The organism is Streptomyces sp. NPDC005393, from assembly GCF_040606675.1.
In the GTDB taxonomy this organism is placed as follows: Bacteria; Actinomycetota; Actinomycetes; order Streptomycetales; family Streptomycetaceae; genus Streptomyces.
In genome coordinates, this window is the sequence record NZ_JBEXFG010000014.1 from 124,474 (window position 1) to 141,579 (window position 17,106).

General features: G+C 69.2%; 19 protein-coding genes and 3 pseudogenes. 12 read left to right on the plus strand and 10 right to left on the minus strand.

The genetic code is table 11. The features are described 5' to 3' along the window. Positions 1-59: 59 nt before the first annotated feature. Positions 60-749: a hypothetical protein gene (locus ABZS71_RS15180; RefSeq protein WP_356210217.1), complete on the plus strand. Its 690-nt coding sequence runs from the start codon at positions 60-62 to the stop codon at positions 747-749. Positions 750-882: 133 nt separating this feature from the next. Here ABZS71_RS15180 and ABZS71_RS15185 read toward each other — a convergent pair whose 3' ends face one another. Beyond that, positions 883-1,719: a TIGR03619 family F420-dependent LLM class oxidoreductase gene (locus ABZS71_RS15185; protein ID WP_356210220.1), complete on the minus strand. Its 837-nt coding sequence runs from the start codon at positions 1,717-1,719 to the stop codon at positions 883-885. A gap of 622 nt (positions 1,720-2,341) precedes the next feature. Here ABZS71_RS15185 and ABZS71_RS15190 point away from each other — a divergent pair. Together ABZS71_RS15190 and ABZS71_RS15195 are read left to right on the plus strand one after the other, a co-directional pair. Then, the gene (locus tag ABZS71_RS15190) at positions 2,342-2,833 is read left to right on the plus strand and encodes a hypothetical protein (protein WP_356210224.1); all 492 of its coding nucleotides are present in this window, start codon (positions 2,342-2,344) and stop codon (positions 2,831-2,833) included. Beyond that, entirely contained in the window at positions 2,833-3,159 is a 327-nt protein-coding gene (locus ABZS71_RS15195) for a hypothetical protein (protein WP_356210227.1), read from the plus strand. The genes ABZS71_RS15190 and ABZS71_RS15195 overlap by 1 nt, the downstream gene beginning before the upstream one ends. A gap of 338 nt (positions 3,160-3,497) precedes the next feature. Here ABZS71_RS15195 and ABZS71_RS15200 read toward each other — a convergent pair whose 3' ends face one another. Next, positions 3,498-4,961 carry a cytochrome P450 gene (locus ABZS71_RS15200; RefSeq protein WP_356210230.1) on the minus strand — a complete coding sequence of 488 codons (1,464 nt, stop codon included), beginning with the start codon at positions 4,959-4,961 and terminating at the stop codon, positions 3,498-3,500. A gap of 94 nt (positions 4,962-5,055) precedes the next feature. On the opposite strand from ABZS71_RS15200, the gene ABZS71_RS15205 reads away from it, so the two are divergent. Both ABZS71_RS15205 and ABZS71_RS15210 read left to right on the plus strand, forming a co-directional pair. After that, a complete protein-coding gene (locus tag ABZS71_RS15205) occupies positions 5,056-5,670 on the plus strand; it encodes a TetR/AcrR family transcriptional regulator (RefSeq protein ID WP_356210233.1) in 615 nt (204 codons plus the stop codon). A gap of 124 nt (positions 5,671-5,794) precedes the next feature. Continuing rightward, on the plus strand, positions 5,795-6,241 hold the full coding sequence (locus tag ABZS71_RS15210; RefSeq protein WP_356210235.1) for a nitroreductase family deazaflavin-dependent oxidoreductase: 447 nt from the start codon (positions 5,795-5,797) through the stop codon (positions 6,239-6,241). A gap of 48 nt (positions 6,242-6,289) precedes the next feature. On the opposite strand, the pseudogene ABZS71_RS15215 reads toward ABZS71_RS15210, so the two are convergent. Then, positions 6,290-6,981: pseudogene (locus ABZS71_RS15215) on the minus strand (extracellular solute-binding protein); the annotation flags it as partial. A gap of 368 nt (positions 6,982-7,349) precedes the next feature. Between ABZS71_RS15215 and ABZS71_RS15220 the strand changes: the two are divergent. Further along, positions 7,350-7,577, plus strand: a pseudogene (locus tag ABZS71_RS15220) (recombinase family protein); the annotation flags it as partial. Continuing rightward, positions 7,563-7,751, plus strand: a complete 189-nt coding sequence (locus tag ABZS71_RS15225; protein ID WP_356210270.1) for a helix-turn-helix domain-containing protein — start codon at positions 7,563-7,565, stop codon at positions 7,749-7,751. The pseudogene ABZS71_RS15220 and the gene ABZS71_RS15225, both read left to right, overlap by 15 nt. A 221-nt stretch (positions 7,752-7,972) precedes the next feature. Here ABZS71_RS15225 and map read toward each other — a convergent pair whose 3' ends face one another. Then, positions 7,973-8,740, minus strand: a complete 768-nt coding sequence (map, locus tag ABZS71_RS15230; protein ID WP_355858872.1) for a type I methionyl aminopeptidase — start codon at positions 8,738-8,740, stop codon at positions 7,973-7,975. A 63-nt stretch (positions 8,741-8,803) separates the two neighbouring features. Here map and ABZS71_RS15235 point away from each other — a divergent pair, with 63 nt between their 5' ends. Then, a complete protein-coding gene (locus tag ABZS71_RS15235; protein ID WP_355858875.1) occupies positions 8,804-9,079 on the plus strand; it encodes a helix-turn-helix transcriptional regulator in 276 nt (91 codons plus the stop codon). A 43-nt stretch (positions 9,080-9,122) separates the two neighbouring features. Here ABZS71_RS15235 and ABZS71_RS15240 read toward each other — a convergent pair whose 3' ends face one another. After that, entirely contained in the window at positions 9,123-9,527 is a 405-nt protein-coding gene (locus ABZS71_RS15240; RefSeq protein WP_356210238.1) for a hypothetical protein, read from the minus strand. A 159-nt stretch (positions 9,528-9,686) separates the two neighbouring features. Further along, positions 9,687-9,899, minus strand: coding sequence for a hypothetical protein (locus ABZS71_RS15245; protein ID WP_355858881.1), 213 nt, complete (start codon positions 9,897-9,899; stop codon positions 9,687-9,689). Between the two features lie 96 nt (positions 9,900-9,995). Between ABZS71_RS15245 and ABZS71_RS15250 the strand changes: the two genes are divergently transcribed. Both ABZS71_RS15250 and ABZS71_RS15255 read left to right on the plus strand, forming a co-directional pair. After that, positions 9,996-10,553 (plus strand): hypothetical protein, encoded by a 558-nt coding sequence (locus tag ABZS71_RS15250; RefSeq protein WP_356210241.1) that lies wholly within the window; start codon positions 9,996-9,998, stop codon positions 10,551-10,553. 223 nt (positions 10,554-10,776) lie between these two features. Further along, positions 10,777-11,337, plus strand: coding sequence for a hypothetical protein (locus ABZS71_RS15255; RefSeq protein WP_356210243.1), 561 nt, complete (start codon positions 10,777-10,779; stop codon positions 11,335-11,337). A gap of 536 nt (positions 11,338-11,873) precedes the next feature. On the opposite strand, the gene ABZS71_RS15260 is transcribed toward ABZS71_RS15255, so the two are convergent. The 3 genes and pseudogenes from ABZS71_RS15260 to ABZS71_RS15270 all read right to left on the minus strand — a co-directional run bounded on the left by ABZS71_RS15260 (position 11,874) and on the right by ABZS71_RS15270 (position 14,232). Continuing rightward, positions 11,874-12,284, minus strand: a complete 411-nt coding sequence (locus tag ABZS71_RS15260; RefSeq protein ID WP_356210246.1) for an HIT domain-containing protein — start codon at positions 12,282-12,284, stop codon at positions 11,874-11,876. Between the two features lie 634 nt (positions 12,285-12,918). Next, positions 12,919-13,122 (minus strand): hypothetical protein, encoded by a 204-nt coding sequence (locus tag ABZS71_RS15265; RefSeq protein ID WP_355858896.1) that lies wholly within the window; start codon positions 13,120-13,122, stop codon positions 12,919-12,921. A gap of 90 nt (positions 13,123-13,212) precedes the next feature. Then, positions 13,213-14,232, minus strand: a pseudogene (locus tag ABZS71_RS15270) (LacI family DNA-binding transcriptional regulator). Between the two features lie 186 nt (positions 14,233-14,418). On the opposite strand from ABZS71_RS15270, the gene ABZS71_RS15275 reads away from it, so the two are divergent. Beyond that, a complete protein-coding gene (locus tag ABZS71_RS15275) occupies positions 14,419-14,574 on the plus strand; it encodes a hypothetical protein (RefSeq protein WP_355858902.1) in 156 nt (51 codons plus the stop codon). A gap of 153 nt (positions 14,575-14,727) precedes the next feature. Continuing rightward, positions 14,728-16,662: a molecular chaperone HtpG gene (gene htpG / locus ABZS71_RS15280; protein WP_356210249.1), complete on the plus strand. Its 1,935-nt coding sequence runs from the start codon at positions 14,728-14,730 to the stop codon at positions 16,660-16,662. A gap of 61 nt (positions 16,663-16,723) precedes the next feature. Here htpG and ABZS71_RS15285 read toward each other — a convergent pair whose 3' ends face one another. Next, positions 16,724-17,017, minus strand: coding sequence for a hypothetical protein (locus ABZS71_RS15285; RefSeq protein ID WP_356210251.1), 294 nt, complete (start codon positions 17,015-17,017; stop codon positions 16,724-16,726). Positions 17,018-17,106 lie beyond the last annotated feature (89 nt).

A 17,106-nucleotide genomic window follows, 5' to 3' on the forward strand; every position in this document is an offset into this window, starting at 1 on the left:
TGAGACGACCGCGACTCCGCTCCGTATGGGATACGAGCAGCCCGAAAAAGGAGTCGCAGATGACACGCAAAAGGACCCTCAGCCGCCAGAAGAAGCTCGGCCTGCTGGTCGGCTCGTTGGCCCTGGCCGGTACGGGAGCAGGGGTACTGGCAGCCACCAGCAACGCCAGCACCGATGGCGCTGCCCAGTCCTCCACGGCCTGCACCGGACTGTCTCAGGCGCTGGCCAAGAACGAGGAGTTCATCGCCGGCCAGAAGGCCAATCCGGACGCGCAGTCGGAGGCGCGGATAGCGAACCGTCAGGCCGTCATCGAGGAGATCAAGCGCAAGCAGCAGGCGTCGGGGTGCCAGGTGGGCGAGGGCTCAAGTCAGTCCCAGACGCAGGCCCCGGCCGATTCCGCCTCCGCTTCCGCCTCGGCCCCGGCTTCCGCCGCGGCGTCGGATTCGGCGGCGGCTCCGGCCGACAACGCCGCCGGGTCCGGTGACTCTGCGGCCGGCGGCGGCGAGGTCGTCTGCGCGGGTTCGACGGTGACCCTGTCCGGCGAAAGCGGGGCCCCGGCCGCCTCCAGCAATCAGTTCCCGGTCGGTACCAAGCTCAAGGTGACCAATCTGGACAACAACAAGGCCACGACCGTATCGGTCACCTCGACCTCGGGCAGTTGCGCCCTGCTCAACAACGCCGCCTTCGAACAGGTCCGTGAGCCTGGAAAGTTCCTTATCCGGCGCGCCCGGATCGAACGCGTGGGCTGACCCGGCCGCCGCCCCGCCCTTCGCGGCAGTGATGCGCCATGGGCACAGGCACAGGCGTTCACCCTGGAGGTGAACGCCTGTGCACCCCCTGTTGCGGCGTCAGGCCCCCGCCCCACGGCGCTCCAACGGCTGATCACCGGCGACTGGCGGCGACCGTCGCGAGTTCCTGCCAGGCCACCTCCGGGCGGCAGGTCTCCTCGGGGTCGCCGTTGAACGGGTCGAGCAGGACGGACTCGGCGCCGAGCGCGCGCAGTTGCTCAAGATCATCCATGACCTGGCCGATCGTGCCCTCCCCGGCCCGGCGCTCGGAGTGGGTGACCGGCTCGTCGGTGAGGCGCAGAACCACCCGCGGGGCCAAGGCGGGTACGGGCCTTCCCAGCTCCCGCGCGGCACCCTTCATCCGCTCCACCGCCTCGCGCAGCCACCCCAGGGTGAACCGGATCGGATGCCATGCCTCGCCGTGCCGCACCGCCCGCCGCAGGGCGGCGTCGCTGTTCCCGCCGACCCAGACCGGTATCTCCCCGCTGCGGTAGTCGGCGTCGTCCTCCCAGGCCGTGCGGATGGCCTGAAGGTGTTCGTCGGTCAGCTTCCCCCGGTGCTGGAACGGCACCCCCAGCGCCTCGAACTCCTGCCGCGCCCACCCGACTCCGACACCGAGGACCAGCCGTCCCCCACTGAGCTGGTTGAGATTGGCGGCCATTCGCGCGATGAGCAACGGATGCCGGTACGGCATGACGAGCACGGTGGTCCCCAGCCGCACCCGCTCGGTGATCCCGGCCAGCCAGGAGAGTGTGGTGAAGGGTTCGTAGAACGGCGCCGGATACTGCTCGGCGACATCCGGGGTCACCGCGATGTGGTCCGAGACCATCAGCAGATCGAAGCCGAGCCCCTCCACCGTCCGCGCCCACCGCCGCAGCACATCCGGCCTGGTCCCGGGGCCGAAGTTCGGAACGTTCACGCCTATCTCCATGGCCTCAGCGTAGGGCCCCGTCCAGGGGGCGCGAACCGGATACGCGCGCAACAAGTCGCCCTGCCACCATGCCGATACCTTCCGTAAACTGATAATTCGGGCCAACAGATCAAACGAGCGAAGGACGGAACTTCGCGTGGTACCGGGAGGTTCGCACTCCAATAGCCATCGTCACGCTCGCCGTCGTGCTTCTCGGCTCCGCGGGGTGCGCCCGTTCCGGTGCGCGCCCTCCCGTCGCACCGTCCTCTCATGAACCGTCGGCGACCAGGACCCTGCCCATCGGCACTCCCGGCACCGGCGGCGACCCCGATATCCCTCCGCCGGCGCCACCGCCCACGGACACGGGCCCCGATAGCCCCTCAGGGCCCGGCAGCACCTTCGATCCCACGCCGGCCGGTTCCACGGAGCCCCGATCCGAGATCAGCGTCCCGCCGCCCGAGCCTTCCTCGTAGCGTCGCCGGTGGACAGCGGCACCGCACCGGGCACCCCCATCGGTCCTCCTGGCAAGTCGTCCCGCGGCCGTCGACGGCTGGCGCGCCGCGCCGGGCGTCAACGCTCCGCAGGTCGCGGACGCGCGCCGTGACCGACGGAGAGTGCGCCATCGGGAGTCGGCGCGGCCGAGGTGGTCAACGTCGTCATCGGCTCCGCTTCGTCCCTGGCCGCGTTGATGTTCTACACCGGAGCCATCTACAGCAGCGCCTACTACAAGTACTCCCGGCTCCAGACGTTCGCCGTGGGCTTCAGCTTCTCCGAACTGGTGCTGCGCAGCCTGCGTCTGCTCGCCCTCCCCGTACCCACCACGCTGGCCCTGACCGTACTGCTGTTGAGAATCCCCGACATCCTGGCCTTTGCCGGGGTGCCCGGTCGGGTGATCCGAGGCGTCCGGCGGCTCGGCGGCAGGGTGGCGCGTCGACACCTGGCCGTCGTCGCCGCCGGCGCCGTGCTGCTGTCGCTGTGGCGGTTCCTCTCCAGCCGTACGGCTGGGTGGCGCCCCTGCTGGTGGCGTGCGGTCTGCTGCTGGGGCAGACCGGCGCGGCGCTCGGCGCCCGCGCCTGCCGCGGGCCGGGGTTCCGAAGCCGCGGGATTCCGATCGCGGTCGCGGGGATCTTCCTGATGTGGGTAGTGGCCGAGGCGGCCGGTCAGCTCGGCACGAGGGACGCGCGGGCGGACGCACAGCACCTGGTGCGCCGCCCCGCTGTGGTGGCGCTGTCCACCGAGCGGCTCAGCATGACCGGCCCGGGCGGGCTGAGGGCGGAAGATCTGGGCCCGCGGGTCCACTTCCGCTACCGCTCCAGCGGTCTGCGTCTGCTGCTCGAGCGCGGCAGCCGCTATTACCTGCTGCCGCTGGGCTGGAACCACCGCACCGACCCGACCTATGTCATGGAGGACGACGACAGCGTCCGGATCGAGCTGTTGCCCGTTACGCAACGTCGCAGGTGAGCGCGGTCGGCCATGGGAACCGAGGTCCGCTTGGCACACTATTTCAAACTCTTCGTGACCGCGATGTCCGACTGTGACCGGTATCGCAGGATGAGCCCGCTGCGCGGGGGTACCCGTCCGCCATGGACAGAAATGAGCACCCCATGCTCACTCCCGATCTACCGCCGCTCGTCGACGTACCGGACCTGACATTCCCCGCCAGGGGACGTCACTCCGGCGGGGGGAAGAGCACGGCGGAGGCGGACGGAGACAAGGAATCCCCCACTCCTTCCTCCCCCGACTCAGGGCACCGCCGCCTGGCGGCGTAGCCGACACTCGCACACCGCGTCACCGAGCGATCAGGGCCGTGGGGCCCTGCGGCTGAGCCGTAGCGTGAGGCCGTCCGGCATCAAGGTGAGTCGCTCGTTGATCCGCAACCGGTAACCCGGGTCGGGGTGCAGATCGTAGCGACGCACCAGCAGACCCAGCACCAGCACGGCCTCGTGCAGGGCGAATTGGCGGCCGATACAGGCACGGGCCCCGGTGCCGAACGGCTTGAAGACCTGGGCGGGCCGGGAGCGCACACCCTGCGGGGCGAAGCGGTCCGGGTCGAACGCCTCGGGGTCCGGGCCCCACACCGCGGGATCGCGGTGCAGCATCGCCGCCAGGACGAGCGCCCACGCACCCCGCCGCATGGGATGGTCGCCGCCGAGCAGGGTGTCCTCGCGCGCCTCGCGGGAGAAGGCGGGGGCGGTGGGCCACAGGCGCAGCGACTCGTCCAGGACCCGGCGCACATAACGGAGCTTGGCCACCTGCTCGTACGCGGGCGTCTGCGTGTCGCCCCAGACCCGGTCCACCTCGGCCTGGGCACGGGCCAGGACGTCGGGGTGGCGGGCGAGGTAGTGGAGGGCGAAGGACAGGGCGCCGGAGGTCGTCTCATGGCCCGCCACCAGGAAGGTGATGACCTGGCGGCGGATGTTCTCGGCGGACAGCCGCTCCCCGGTGTCCGGGTGCGCCACTTCCAGCATCCGGTCCAGCAGATCGCGGTGGCCGCCGGTGCCCCCTGCGGCACGGCGGGTGGCCACGATGGCGTCGACGGTGCGGTTGAGATACGCCATGTCGGCCGCGTTGCGCCGCTCGGCGCGCAGCAACAGGGGCGTCAGCACGGGCGGTACGACATTGCGGCGCTGGGCGAAGGAGAGCGTGCCGACCATGGCGGAGACGAAGGGGTGCGGCCGGTCGCGCTCGAACGAGCCGAAGTCGTGGCCGAAGCCGGTTCTGGCGATGGTCTCCAGCGTCAGCTTTGTCATATCGCCCGGCACGTCCACCGCCGCGCCGGACTTCTCCCGGCCGTCCCAGCTGTCCGTCAGCCGGCCGGCGACGTCCAGCATCGCCTGGTGGTAGCCCTCCATCGCGGCGCGGCTGAAGCCGGGAGCGAGGATGTCGTGCGCCAGCTGCCAGTTCGGCTCGTGGTTGTACGCCGTGAAGAGGCCATCGCCCACGACCGGCCGGAGATTGGCGACCCCGAGGCCCACGTGTTTGGCGAAGCGCGACTCGTCGGCCAGGTCGGCGGCCAGATCCGCGCCCCAGACGAACACGACCTCCTTGCCGAACGCCTTCCGGCGGAAGACCGGGCCGAGGGAGCGGGCCAGCCGCATCGAGTCCTGTACGGGGGTGCGGATGTTCGCGCCGAGCGCGTCGCCGATCAGCGGCAGCCTGCGCGGCGGATGCGGGATGCGGTGGAGCTCGGGCCAGCCGAGTTCCGCGCTGCGGAATCCGCTGGGCACCATGGCACTCCCCGCCGACCGCGTCGTCTGTGCCATGCGCGCCATCTCCCTCGCGGGCTTGTTGGATGTGGGTTCAATAGCGGTCACAGTGTGATCCCGCTGTTGAACCGACGTCAAGTAAAGTGGCGCCATGGCTGCCCGTCCCCCCGAGCGCACCCGCCGTCGGCTGAGCACCGAGGAGCGCAAGGAGCAGCTGCTGTCCGTGGGGGCACGGCTCTTCGCCCAGCATCCGTACGACGATGTGTGGATCGAGCGGGTCGCCGGGATCGCGGGCGTCTCGCGCGGGCTGCTGTACCACTACTTCCCGACCAAACGGGACTTCTTCGCCGCCGTCGTCCATCGCGAGAGCGAGCGGATGCTGCGGCTGACGGCGGCGGTCCCCGGGCTGCCGTTCCGGGAGCAGATCACCACCGGGCTCGACGCCTTCCTCGGGTATGTTGAGGAGCACGCGTCGGGCTTCCGCGCCTTCCACCGCGCGGAGGCGGCGGGAGATCCGACGGTGCGCGCGGTCTACCGCGAGGCGCTGGCCGCCCAGGAGCGGCAGATCCTGGACGCACTCGCCGCGGATCCCTCGACCCCCGATGTCTCTGAGGATCTGCCCGCGCTCCGGCTCGCGGTACGGGGCTGGCTGTCCTTCATGGTCGCCGTCTGTCTTGAGTGGCTCGAAGAGCCCGCCCTGACCCGTGAACAGGTGCGCGAACTGTGCGCGCGGGCGCTGCTCGGGGCGCTGACGCATACGGATTGAGCCTGCCCGGACGAGGTTTTCGGCCAGGTCGGCGCCGGCCGGGGTGATCGAGCGGGCTCACCGTGTTGGGCTGATCACGGGGAACGCTACGCGAGCTTCGACGACGGACGATGGGACGGAAGCCATGCCCCTTCAGGGTGAATACCAGCCGAGCCCGGAGCAGTGGGTGCGCGATCAGGTCGAGCTGATCGAGAGCTCGGGCGGCACCGAGGGAACGACGATGCGGGACATGCCCGTCGTCCTGCTGACGACGCGGGGCGCGAAGAGCGGCAAGATCCGCAAGGCCCCGCTGATGCGGGTGGAGCACAGCGGCACCTACGCCATCGTCGCCTCGCTGGCCGGCTCCCCCAAGCACCCGGTCTGGTATCACAACGTGGTGGCCGACCCGCGGGTCGAGCTGCGGGACGGCCCCGTGCGGCAGGACATGACGGCGCGCGAGGTCACCGGCGAGGAGAAGGCCCTGTGGTGGGAGCGGGCGGTCGAGGCGTTCCCCTACTACGCCGAGTACCAGGAGAAGACCGACCGCCAGATCCCGGTCTTCGTGCTGGAGCCGGCGGCCACCGAGCACTGAGCGGGAAGGGCCCGGCGCGTGCCGCGCGGCCCCGTGCCACCTCAGGAGGTAGTTGCCGACCGGGACGTCGGCGTACCGCTTCTTCAGCGCGTCGTCCTGAGCCGCGGCCGCCCCGGTCACCAGACGGGCTGCTGCAGCCCGACCGGGGCCTTGTCGGCGGCGGCGCGCTGGTAGTTGTTGAACGCGCCCTCGCCCGAGGTGAGGTACTCGAACTCCAGCCACTTCAGCCCCGTCTTGATCTGCGCCGGGCTCGCCTTCTTGTTGAACATATAGCCGTCGCCGCCGAGCAGGGTGCCCTTGCCGCCGTGCATCGGGGCGATCGCGAGGTCCTTGTACGAGCCGCCGAACTGCTTGACGATGAGCGGGAGGTTGTCGGGCGCGGCCAGATACATGCCGAGCTTGCCGCCGCCCATCATCTGCTGGACGTCATTGATGATGAGCAGCTGCTTGCCGCCCATGGAACGATCGCTCCAGCGCATGGTCTTGAGCTTCTCCAGAACGGCATGGCCCTGTGGGGTGTCGACGGTGGCCTTCTTGCCGTCGGCGCTGACCACATCGCCGCCCTGGGAGTACATCTCGGCGGTGAAGTGCCACCCGCCCTGGTTGCCGGCGCTGTAGTCGGCGTAGCCGACGTATCCGTCACCGAGGTCCGCGATCCTCTTGGCGGCGGCCCGGACCTCGTCCCAGGTGGCCGGTGGCTTGTCGGGGTCGAGGCCCGCCTTCGTGAAGAGCGCGCGGTTTGGCGGCATGCAGTTGACGCGGCTGCTGGGCTGCTCGCCGTCCGGGGCACGGAAGGTCCTGGCGCGGCTGACGGAGGCCGGTGCTTGCCGGTCACCGCGACCCGCTTGATCGTGGTCTGGTTGGAGTTGATGACCAGAGCCGTGTGGTCAAGACACTATGCGCCACATCTGACACCGGTCTATGCCACTCGATCACTTGTCCCAATCGAGTCCCTTGACATCAGGCAGGCGATCACAAAAGGGCCACATGATCGTCACAATTAGCGTCGCATGCGGCAGGGCCGGGAGACGCAACGCGGTCGTTCAGCAGCAGTTCAGTCGGACGAGCCAGTAGAGAGGATGGAAAGAGAAGACCCGCTCGCGAAGGCGACCAGCTCGTGGTCACCAAGCTCGACCGCCTTGGCCGCTCCCTGGAGAACCTGATCGAGTTGGCCAAGGGCCTCCAGGCCCGAGGCGTCGACCTGGTCGTGCTCGACCAGGGCATCGACACCTCCACCGCCGTCGGCAGGATGTTCTTCCAGATTCTGGGAGCGGTCGCCGAGTTCGAGCACGCGCTGATGTCCGAGCGGACCGTAGATGGCCTGGAGGCCGCCCGCGCCCGGGGCCGCACAGGCGGGCAGAAGCCCAAGCTCGGCCCCCGCCAGGTGCAGCTGGCGCGAGAGATGTACGACTCCGGTGACTTGACCGTCCAGCAGATTGCCGACGAGTTCGGCGTCACCCGCCCCACCATTTATCGCCACCTCGGCAAGAGCACGACCGCGACCAAGTAGCGATCGAACCGACAGCACACCATCGCAGAGCGTTACTCGCCACCTGGCGGCAGCTATACGAGAACTGGGCCTAGATCCCCGGGAGTTCGCGAAAACTGAAAGTGGTTGAGCGGGAACTCACGGGTCTAATGTGCCGGTTTCCGGGCCTGGACCCGCGGGTTCGTGTTGAACACGCGGGTTGGCGTGGGGATGCTCAGCGCTGCGACGGTTCGCTGTCCGGATCAGAGCAGGGTCAGGATGCGGGGGCCTTCTTCTGTGATGGCGACCGTGTGCTCGATGTGGGCTGCTCGGCTGCCGTCAATGGTGTGCAGAGTCCAGCCGTCGGTGCCGGTGCGGTAGTCGTCGTGTCCGCCGGCCATGAGCATGGGTTCGATGGCGAGGGTCAGGCCGTGGCGGAGGGGGAAGCCGCGGCGGGGGCGTCCTCGGTTGGGGACGTGGGGGTCTTCGTGCATGCGGCGGCCGATGCCGTGGCCGCCGAAGTCGGCGGGCATGCCGCAGCGTGCCGATCGGGCGACGGTGCCGATGGCGTGGGAGATGTCGCCGATGCGGTTGCCAGGGTTGGCCGCGGCGATGCCGGCGTCGAGAGCGCGCTGGGTGGCGTTGATCAGGTCCACGTCGGCGGGTCGCGGGGTGCCGACGGTGAAGCTGATGGCGGCGTCGCCGGTCCAGCCGTCGAGCTCCGCTCCGCAGTCGATGCTGACCAGGTCGCCGTCGCGCAGGCGGTAGCCGGTGGGGATGCCGTGAACGATGGCGTCGTTGACCGATGTGCAGATCACCGCGGGGAAGGGGGTAGGGGCGAAGGAGGGCTGGTAGCCGAGGAAGGGCGAGCGGGCCCCGGCCTTGGTCAGCACCGTGCGGGCCGCTTCGTCCAGTTCTTGCAGGGATACCCCGACGCCTGCCGCTTCCCGGGCGGCGGCGAGGGCCTGGGCCACGATGCGCCCGGCTTCCCGCATTGCGTCCAGCGCCGCATCGGTCTTGATCTCCACCATGTCCTGCGACTCCCTGTCTCACGCGCCAGCATCCAATTCTTATACCGGTATTAGTATCACGGCATGGTGAGAACTCCTTTGACCCCGTGGGAACGGCAGCGCGGAGAGCGGTTCGGCGCGCTGCTGCGTCAGGCGCGAGGCGACCGCAGCATGGTGGAGGTCGCCGCAGCGGCGGGGGTGTCGGCGGAGACGCTGCGCAAGATCGAGACCGGTCGGGCGCCGACTCCGGCGTTCTTCACCGTGACGGCCCTGGCCGCAGCGCTGGAGGTGTCCTTGGACGCATTGGCGGCTGCCTGTGTCCAGGACAGCGACTGCGGTGACCAAGCCCTTTCAGCGTGAACCTCGACGGTGGGTTCGGTTTTCTCCGAGATGGGCCGGGGTTTTACTGCGGCCAGGCCGGGCCGGTCTCCGGCTCCGATTGCAGAAGCTTTCGTGCCGAGTCCGCGTAGCGGAGGGCGGTCTTTTCGTCGATGCCGAAGACGAGAGCGAGGTGGAGCGGGTCGGCGCCGTGGGTGAGGGCCTCTTCGAGTTGGCGGTCGACGCGGAGTCGTTCGAGGGTGGCGGTGAGGTTGCGGGTGGCCCGGGTGGTCCAGAGCTTGCCAGCAGGGCCGAGTTCGACGGCGGTCTTCTGGGTGATCAGCAGGTGGGGGTTGGCGGTGTTCGGCCAGCGGTTGCGGCGGTAGTCGAGCCAGTCCAGGACAGCACGGCGGGTGAGGTCGTCGAGCGGGCGGACGTGGCCGCCGACGGTGATGCGCCGGTTTCCGAGATCGACATCCTCCAGTTGCATGGTGCGGATCGTCTTCGGCCGTGCCGCGTGGACGGAAGCCAAGGCGGCCGGGTGGCACACGGGGTGCTGCTCGTGTAGCAGGGAAGTGCCGCACACGCGGCGGCGCCGTGCAGCAAACGGTCGATCGTCTGCTCCACGGCGCCGTTGCCCCATGAAGAGTCAGTCAGGCAAGGGCACGCGGATCACAGGATCGAAGGGGCGCTTTCTGAAACCGGTCCGCAGATTGCGGCAGCCCGGCGCCTTGCACATGAAGAACTCCTCGACGGTCTTGCGGCCTGTGCGGTTCTTGAGCCAGGCCTTCTCCTCGGCAGTGAGGCGACGGTGCTGTTCGTCAGATTGGCATGTGTAGCAGTACATCTTCTGGTCTGGCACGACATCTCCTGAAACAGGCGGACAGGCCAACTGCGAGCTTATGAAGCATGTTGGGCGACGGACAGTACGCAACAGGACGACTTGGGCCGCTCGCCCATGAATCCGTGCATCAGAGCAGCATTCGTCTGCTGCACGGCGCAGTGCCAAGCGCTGCTGCTGCTGGTGCTCGAGGCGCGAGAGACGGGCCGGGTGCGGCAGTGCGGCGGAGTGGTGGACACAAAGCGCGGCCGCGCGGCGGCGACGGTAGCCCGGCTGCTGGGCTGCACGGCGTCGGCGGGGGAGCGGGTGCTGGAGCGCCTGGAGGACCGGGACCTGGTGCGCCGGGTGCGCCTGCAGACGGCCTCCGGGCTCGCGAACCGTACGCGGCTGATGGTGCCGGCGGTCGCCGCCGCGCACGGCCGTACCGGTGTCGGTGACGTCCGGGAGGACCATGCGACGGCCCCGGAGCCCGTGTTTTCAGAGACCGATGTTGCGGCAGGGGCTGTTGAGGCGTCGGAGCCGGAGGCAGAGCCGCAGGTCAGCGGCGCGCCAGTGACGGATGAGGCTGATGTGGCAGAGCCCGACGTTGCGCCAGCCCTTCACACCTTCTGCGGTTACTCCCGTCTCCTCTCTCACTCTCTCTGGTGGTTTTTCCGGCGAAGGCCGTGGGGGTGAGGGCCGTCGCCGGAGCGCGCGTGCGTGCACGAGGACCAGGCCGCCGACGGCGAGGACACCGCTGCCGAGCCGGCGTCGCCGGTGGCGGAGGTCGGCCCGCTGCGCGGGGAACAGCCGAAGAAGTCCCCGTCGATAAGCAGAGAGAACGGCAGCCTCGGGCCGTTGGCCGGCACACCGGTGCGTCCTGGACGGTGGGGGTCAGGGCAGGCAGCAGGCGGGGAGGGTGCCACTGCCGCCGGAAGACCTGCGGGTGATCTTGGCCTCCGTTCGGCTGGTGTGGGAGCGTCCGGCCGCCCGGAAACTGGTGGAGTCCGCAACCCGTACCGAGCTGCGCCTGGTGGAGGGCTTCGCGGGCCGGATCGACGCACCGCAGGTCCTCGCAGACCGCCTCGCCCGGCGCCTGGATGAGCAGATGCGGCTGGGAGCGCCGATCACCAGTCCGGTGGGCTGGCTCATCAGCCGTGCTCTGCCGCAGCGCCAGGAGTGCGGCGAAAGGTTGTGTGACGAGGGCGTGCTGCTCGACTCGGGCCGGGACTGCCCGCGGTGCGAAGACCGGTGGTTCGACAGCCGTGACCGGCGCCAGGCGGTCGCGGCCGCTGTCGACACGGCGATGCCGTACGCCTCGCCGGAGGAGCGCCGTGCGGCGACCGAGCGGCAGCTGCACGAGACCGTGACCGACCAGGCGTGGACCCGCGAGCACCGTTGGGAGCAGGTCCGCGCCCGGAAGGCGGCGGCCGTCCAAGGACCGTGCCGAAGCCGCGGCCGCGCTCCCCACCATCGATGAGCCGGCCGCGCCTATGACACCGGTCGTGCTGCCCGCTCCCCGCCCGGCGCCCGCCCGGCGCCCGCCGCACCGGAGTCGGAGGCCGACGTCGTCGACCAGGAGCACTGCGGTGAGCCGGGTCTGCCCCGGAGACATGTCCCCGCGAGCCTCCGAGGTGGGCGGGCGTTGTCCGTCCACCAGCCGGGAGCGCAGGGCGCCGGACTCCGCGAGACGGACGTACGGGCCGAGAGCCTCTTCCCCGAGGAGCTGCCGGAGACTGCGGCGCGCGGGGACGGGTAGGGCGCCGCGCGTCAGGGCCCGCGCCAGTTCGCCGCGGACCATGCCGAACTGGCGGCGCCAGGCCTCGCCGATGACCAGGTTGTCGGCGAGTCGGTCCAGGGCTGTGATCGAGGAGTACTCCGGCACGCGCCTGATTGTCACGTACGGCCGCGGCTTGCGGGCATGGGCCGGCCTCAGTTCCCGGCCTGCTCGCGTTGGAGGCCCGCAAGACGCGGCTGGGCAAGGTCCAGCCCCCGCGGCCCGCACGGCCGCAAGACTCAAACGCCGTACGCCTCGGAGAGAATCTCGGTCAGTGCCCGCGTGATGTCCTGCCGCAAAGCGTCGTGCTTCGGCCCCAGCCGGTCCTCGGGGGCAAGCCTCTGGTCCCCGTAGCGCCACACGGGACCGTGAAGAAACTGGTCAGGCTCCCAGCCGTAGCGCGGATGAATGTGACCGTGCAAGTGCTCCCAGGAGTTCCCGAGAACCTCGTAGTTGAGGCGCCGGAACCTCGCATCCCGCTTGGCGCACGCGGACCCGACGGCCTCCCCGAGCAGCGAGAGGTCGAGCAGGAACTGTGCGCGCTCATCGCGTGGCAGATCGGTCAGATGATTCGCTTCGCCCGCGTACAGCAGCAGGCTGTAGCCCGGGAGGTACTGCGTATCGCCGATCACGGCCCATCCGGTACGCATGCGCGCCAACACCGTTGGGTTCTCTCCACGCTCGGCGGCGCCAATCCGGTCTTGTGTCCAGTGCGTCACAATTCCCATAGATATACCTGCGCCCCTCCGTTGCCTACACCGGCCTGCCATAGTCTTGCGAACATGATGAAGATCATCGCAGGGCTGAGTGACCTGGCCGAGGGACAGACGGGCATGGTTCACCCAAGAGCAAGCCGCTGCTGGTGGAGCCACTCCCGCAATCCTCAACGAACTGTGCGCCTCGCGCGTCCTTGAGACGGTTGTCCCCGGCGTGCTGCGCCTGCGAGGCGGGGCGCGGAACCCCTTTCCCCGGCTCTACGCTCAGTGGCTCCTGCTGGCCCCGGAGAGGCCGGCCTGGGAGCGATCGGTGCCCGCCACGGGCGTCGTCTCCCACACCGCGGCCGTTCGCGTCTTCAAGGTGGGGAGTCTGCCCGGGCCCGCAGGCGAGTTCACCGTCCCGCAGGATGTGACACCGCTGCACCAGCCCGACGTTCGCCCCCGAGATGCTGGGCCGCCCCGCGTGTACGGCCCTGAAGATACAACTCCATGGCCTGGTTCGCCCGGAGCCCTGCCCCCTGCCTCGCCTGGGGATCGCGTAGCCCGATCCGGCGCTTGTTCTCGTGGTTCAGCAGTGAGAAGAAGGCGCTGCGCTCCACTCCCCCTTCGCCGCGGTGATCCGGGTCTTGCCGCCCGCCGAGTCATCGGTGTCGGACCCGCAGGCCGCGACCCCGGACAGGGCCAGCGCGGAGGCGAGGGAGAGATGCGGATACGGCGGCGGAACCTGGAGCTTCTCATCGATGGTCCCCTTCGGGCATGGGCGCGAAGCCACCCAGCGGCGTCCCTGTGTGGCGGCGCTCACCCCAACCACCGAAAGGTCTGGACCGCAATATCCCTCCCTGAGATTGCAAATAATCGACAGTCAGCGGCAATCGGTGCGCGGCACCTGTCCGGTGGAGCCCCGCACCACCAACTCCGGCTCGAACAAAAGCTCGTCGGCGGCCACCGCCCGGCCGCCGATCTGCGCGGAGAGCAGTTCGACCGCCGCCCGACCCATGGCCTCGACCGGCTGACGCACCGTCGTCAGCGGCGGCTCGGTGCAGCTCATCAGCGCCGAGTCGTCGTAGCCGACCACCGAGATCCGCTCGGGCACCACCAGCCCGCGCCGCCGCGCGGCCCGGATCGCGCCCAGCGCGATCGGGTCGCTCGCGCAGACGATCCCCGTCACCCCGCGGTCCAACAGCCGTGCCGCCGCGGCCTGTCCGCCCTCCAGGGAGGACATCGCGCGGACGACATGCCCGTCCGGCAGCGGTACGCCGGCGGCCTTGGCGAGCCCGCGCGCCGCCGCCAGTTTGCGCAGCGAGGGGACATGGTCCGAGGGCCCGAGCACCAGACCGATCCGCTCGTGGCCGAGCGAGACCAGATGGCGCCACGCCTGCTCGACGGCCACGGCGTCGTCGCACGAGACACCGGGGAAGCCGAGGTCCTGGATGGCCGCGTTGATCAGGACGACCGGGATACGGCGCTCGGCGAGCCGCCGGTAGTGCTCGTGCGCCGCCTCGGCCTGCTCGTACAGACCGCCCGCGAACACCACACCGGACACCTGCTGCTGGAGCAGGAGGTCCACATAGTCGGCCTCGGACACGCCGTTCTTGGTCTGGGTGCACAGCACGGGTGTCAGCCCGAGCTACGCCAGCGCCCCGCCGATCACCTCCCCGAAGGCGGGGAATATCGGGTTCTGCAGCTCGGGCAGGGCGAGTCCGACCAGCCGGGCCCGCTCACCGCGCAGCTGTGTCGGCCGTTCGTAGCCCAGCACATCGAGCGCGCTGAGCACCGCCTGCTGGGTGGCCTTGGAGACTCCCGGTTTGCCGTTGAGTACCCGGCTGACCGTGGCCTCGCTGACCCCCACCTTCTGCGCCACTTCCGCAAGTCGTCGCGTCATGCGCAAGATTAGCGAAAGCAATGCAAGTGGCTTGCGTTCGGGGGGGGAAGGCCACGGCCTCCCGGGGGGGCGGCGGTCCGCGCAGATGAACGCGGACCCCTGTGCGCGTGAAGGGGAGGCATGCCTGTTTCATAGGTCGGGTAGCCGAAGGCACGACCGGAACCCACACCCAAGGATGTGCGCCACATGACCGCAGCGAACACGACCGACCTCGCGCCGATCTACGACAGCCTCGTGGCGGAACACGGCGATGTGCCCGCGGAGGCACGGGAGGCCGCCGAGGAATTCCAGCGGGAGGCCGCCGCGGCCCTCGACTGGAGCAGGATGCACCGCAGTGACTGAGGCGGCCCGGTCCCGCCGGTGTGCGAGACAACACCCGCGACCTGGGAGCGGCCGTCCGTAGCCGGAGGCCGCTCAGCACCCCTCACCTTCGATAAGCTTCCGACGACGGACCGTGATTGATGCCGTCGACGCTCATCTCACGAGGGGAATCAGGTGACTACAGGGGTCGAGACATTCGAGTTTCAGGTCGAGGCGCGCCAGCTCTTGCAGTTGATGATCCATTCGATCTACTCGAACAAGGATGTCTTTCTGCGTGAGCTCATCTCCAACGCCTCCGACGCGTTGGACAAGCTGCGCCTCGAAGCGCTCCGCGACGCGGGCCTGGAGGCGGACACCTCAGACCTTCATATCGCTCTCGAGGTCGACAAGGAGCGCCACACCCTGACCGTCCGCGACAACGGCATCGGCATGTCGCACGAGGAGGTGGTGCAGCTCATCGGCACGATCGCGAACTCCGGCACCGCGACATTCCTGAAGGAATGGCGGGAGTCGAAGGACGCGGCGGCCTCGCAGGACCTCATCGGACAGTTCGGCGTCGGCTTCTACTCCAGCTTCATGGTGGCCGACGAGGTGACGCTGCTGACCCGGCGCGCGGGAGACAGCCAGGGAACCCGCTGGGAATCCAGCGGCGAGGGCACCTATACGATCGAGGCGGTCGACGACGCACCTCAGGGCACCGCGGTCATCTTGCGGCTCAAGCCCGAGGACACCGAGGACCACCTCTACGACTACACCTCGCCCAGGAAGATCCGGGAGATCGTCAAGCGGTACTCGGACTTCATCACCTGGCCGATCAAAATGGCCGCCGAGTCCACGAACCGGGCCGAGGAGCCGGACCGGACCGACGAAAGCGCGCCCGAGATCGAGACCATCAACTCGATGAAGGCGCTGTGGGCGCGGTCCAAGGACGAGGTCACCGACGACGAGTACCACGAGTTCTACAAGCACATCAGCCACGACTGGAACAACCCCCTCGAGACCATCCGTATGCAGGCGGAGGGGACCTTCGAATATCAGTCGCTGCTCTTCATTCCGTCCCAGGCACCGCGGGACCTGTATATGCAGGACCGCAAGCGGGGCGTTCAGCTCTATGTCAAGCGCGTCTTCATCATGGACGACTGCGAAGCGCTCATGCCGGAGTATCTGCGCTTCGTCAAGGGCGTGGTGGACGCGGCGGACCTGTCGCTGAACGTGTCGCGCGAAACCCTTCAGCAGGACCGCCAGATTCAGCTGATGCGACGGCGTCTGGTGAAGAAGGTGCTGTCGACGGTGAAGGACATGATGTCCGGCAACGCCGAGCGCTACGCGACGTTCTGGAAGGAGTTCGGCCGCGTCCTCAAGGAAGGGCTGCTGGGCGACCTCGAGAACCGCGACACCATCCTCGAGGTCTGCTCGTTCGCCTCGACGCATGACGCCGAACAGCCGGCCTCCCTGCGGCAGTACGTGGAGCGGATGAAGGAGGGGCAGCAGCACATCTACTACATGACGGGCGAATCGCGGTCGATTATCGAGAGCTCGCCCCATATGGAAGCCTTCCAGGCCAAGGGGTTCGAGGTGCTGATTCTCACCGACCCCATCGACGAGCTGTGGGTCGACGCCGTTCCCGAATTCGACGGCAAGCAGCTGCGGTCCATCGCCAAGGGCCAGGTCGACCTCGATTCCGAGGAGGAGAAGAACGAGGAGGCCGAGGCCGAGCGTGAGCAGCGGCAGAAGGACTTCGCCGACCTCCTCTCCTGGATGACGACGACGCTCAGCGACCAGGTCAAGGAGGTGCGGCTGTCGTCACGGCTCACCACCTCCCCGGTCTGTATCGTCGGCGACACCCACGACGTCACCCCGGCCCTGGAGAACATCTACCGCGCCATGGGACAGCATGTGCCCGAGACCAAGCGCATTCTGGAGCTGAACCCCACGCATCCGCTGGTGAGCGGGTTGCGTACGGCGCACGGTGAGCGCGCGGACGACGCCGGACTGGCCGAGACCGCCGAACTTCTCCACGGCATGGCGCTCCTCGCCGAGGGCGGCGAGCTGAGCGATCCGTCGCGCTTCATCAAGCTGATGGCCGGCCGGCTGGAGCAGACGCTGTAACGCGCTGCGTATCACCGCTCGACCCCGCGGTCCGGGCCCCTGTGGGCCCGCACCGCGGGCGTCAGCCGCGGCCGGTACTGCCGATGGTGGAGGCCGCGGCGTCGATCAGCTGCCGTAGCGCGTCGCAGTAGACCCGGTGGTCGACCAACGCGGGCAGGACATCGTGCATATGGCCGCTCAGGACCGGGAAGTCCTCGGGGTCCAGCGCGGCCAGCGCGGTGCGCGCGGTGGCGATCGCCTTCTTCTCGTCGCGGTGGTCGACGAAGGCCACGGCCCCGAGCGTGAGCAGATACAGCCGCCGGTAGACCTGGATCGCCGCCTTGGGTGTCATCCTCGCGGCGACGCTGTGCGCCAACTGGGGTGCCGTAGCGCGTCGGGCGCGGGCTCCGTACGGCATGCCGTACGGAGCCCCCCCCCGCGGCTACAACCCCCCGTACGCCTTCA

Excerpts from the sequence above, each read along its gene's own strand:
- ABZS71_RS15260 (WP_356210246.1), bottom strand. The coding sequence starts at position 12,284 with ATGCGTACCGGATGGGCCGTGATCGGCGATACGCAGTACCTCCCGGGC.
- ABZS71_RS15235 (WP_355858875.1), top strand. The coding sequence starts at position 8,804 with ATGGTGAGAACTCCTTTGACCCCGTGGGAACGGCAGCGCGGAGAGCGG.
- map (WP_355858872.1), bottom strand. The coding sequence starts at position 8,740 with ATGGTGGAGATCAAGACCGATGCGGCGCTGGACGCAATGCGGGAAGCC.
- ABZS71_RS15185 (WP_356210220.1), bottom strand. The coding sequence starts at position 1,719 with ATGGAGATAGGCGTGAACGTTCCGAACTTCGGCCCCGGGACCAGGCCG.
- ABZS71_RS15210 (WP_356210235.1), top strand. The coding sequence starts at position 5,795 with ATGCCCCTTCAGGGTGAATACCAGCCGAGCCCGGAGCAGTGGGTGCGC.
- ABZS71_RS15195 (WP_356210227.1), top strand. The coding sequence starts at position 2,833 with ATGTGGGTAGTGGCCGAGGCGGCCGGTCAGCTCGGCACGAGGGACGCG.
- ABZS71_RS15200 (WP_356210230.1), bottom strand. The coding sequence starts at position 4,961 with ATGGCACAGACGACGCGGTCGGCGGGGAGTGCCATGGTGCCCAGCGGA.
- ABZS71_RS15240 (WP_356210238.1), bottom strand. The coding sequence starts at position 9,527 with ATGCAACTGGAGGATGTCGATCTCGGAAACCGGCGCATCACCGTCGGC.
- ABZS71_RS15275 (WP_355858902.1), top strand. The coding sequence starts at position 14,419 with ATGACCGCAGCGAACACGACCGACCTCGCGCCGATCTACGACAGCCTC.
- ABZS71_RS15205 (WP_356210233.1), top strand. The coding sequence starts at position 5,056 with ATGGCTGCCCGTCCCCCCGAGCGCACCCGCCGTCGGCTGAGCACCGAG.
- ABZS71_RS15250 (WP_356210241.1), top strand. The coding sequence starts at position 9,996 with ATGAATCCGTGCATCAGAGCAGCATTCGTCTGCTGCACGGCGCAGTGC.
- ABZS71_RS15180 (WP_356210217.1), top strand. The coding sequence starts at position 60 with ATGACACGCAAAAGGACCCTCAGCCGCCAGAAGAAGCTCGGCCTGCTG.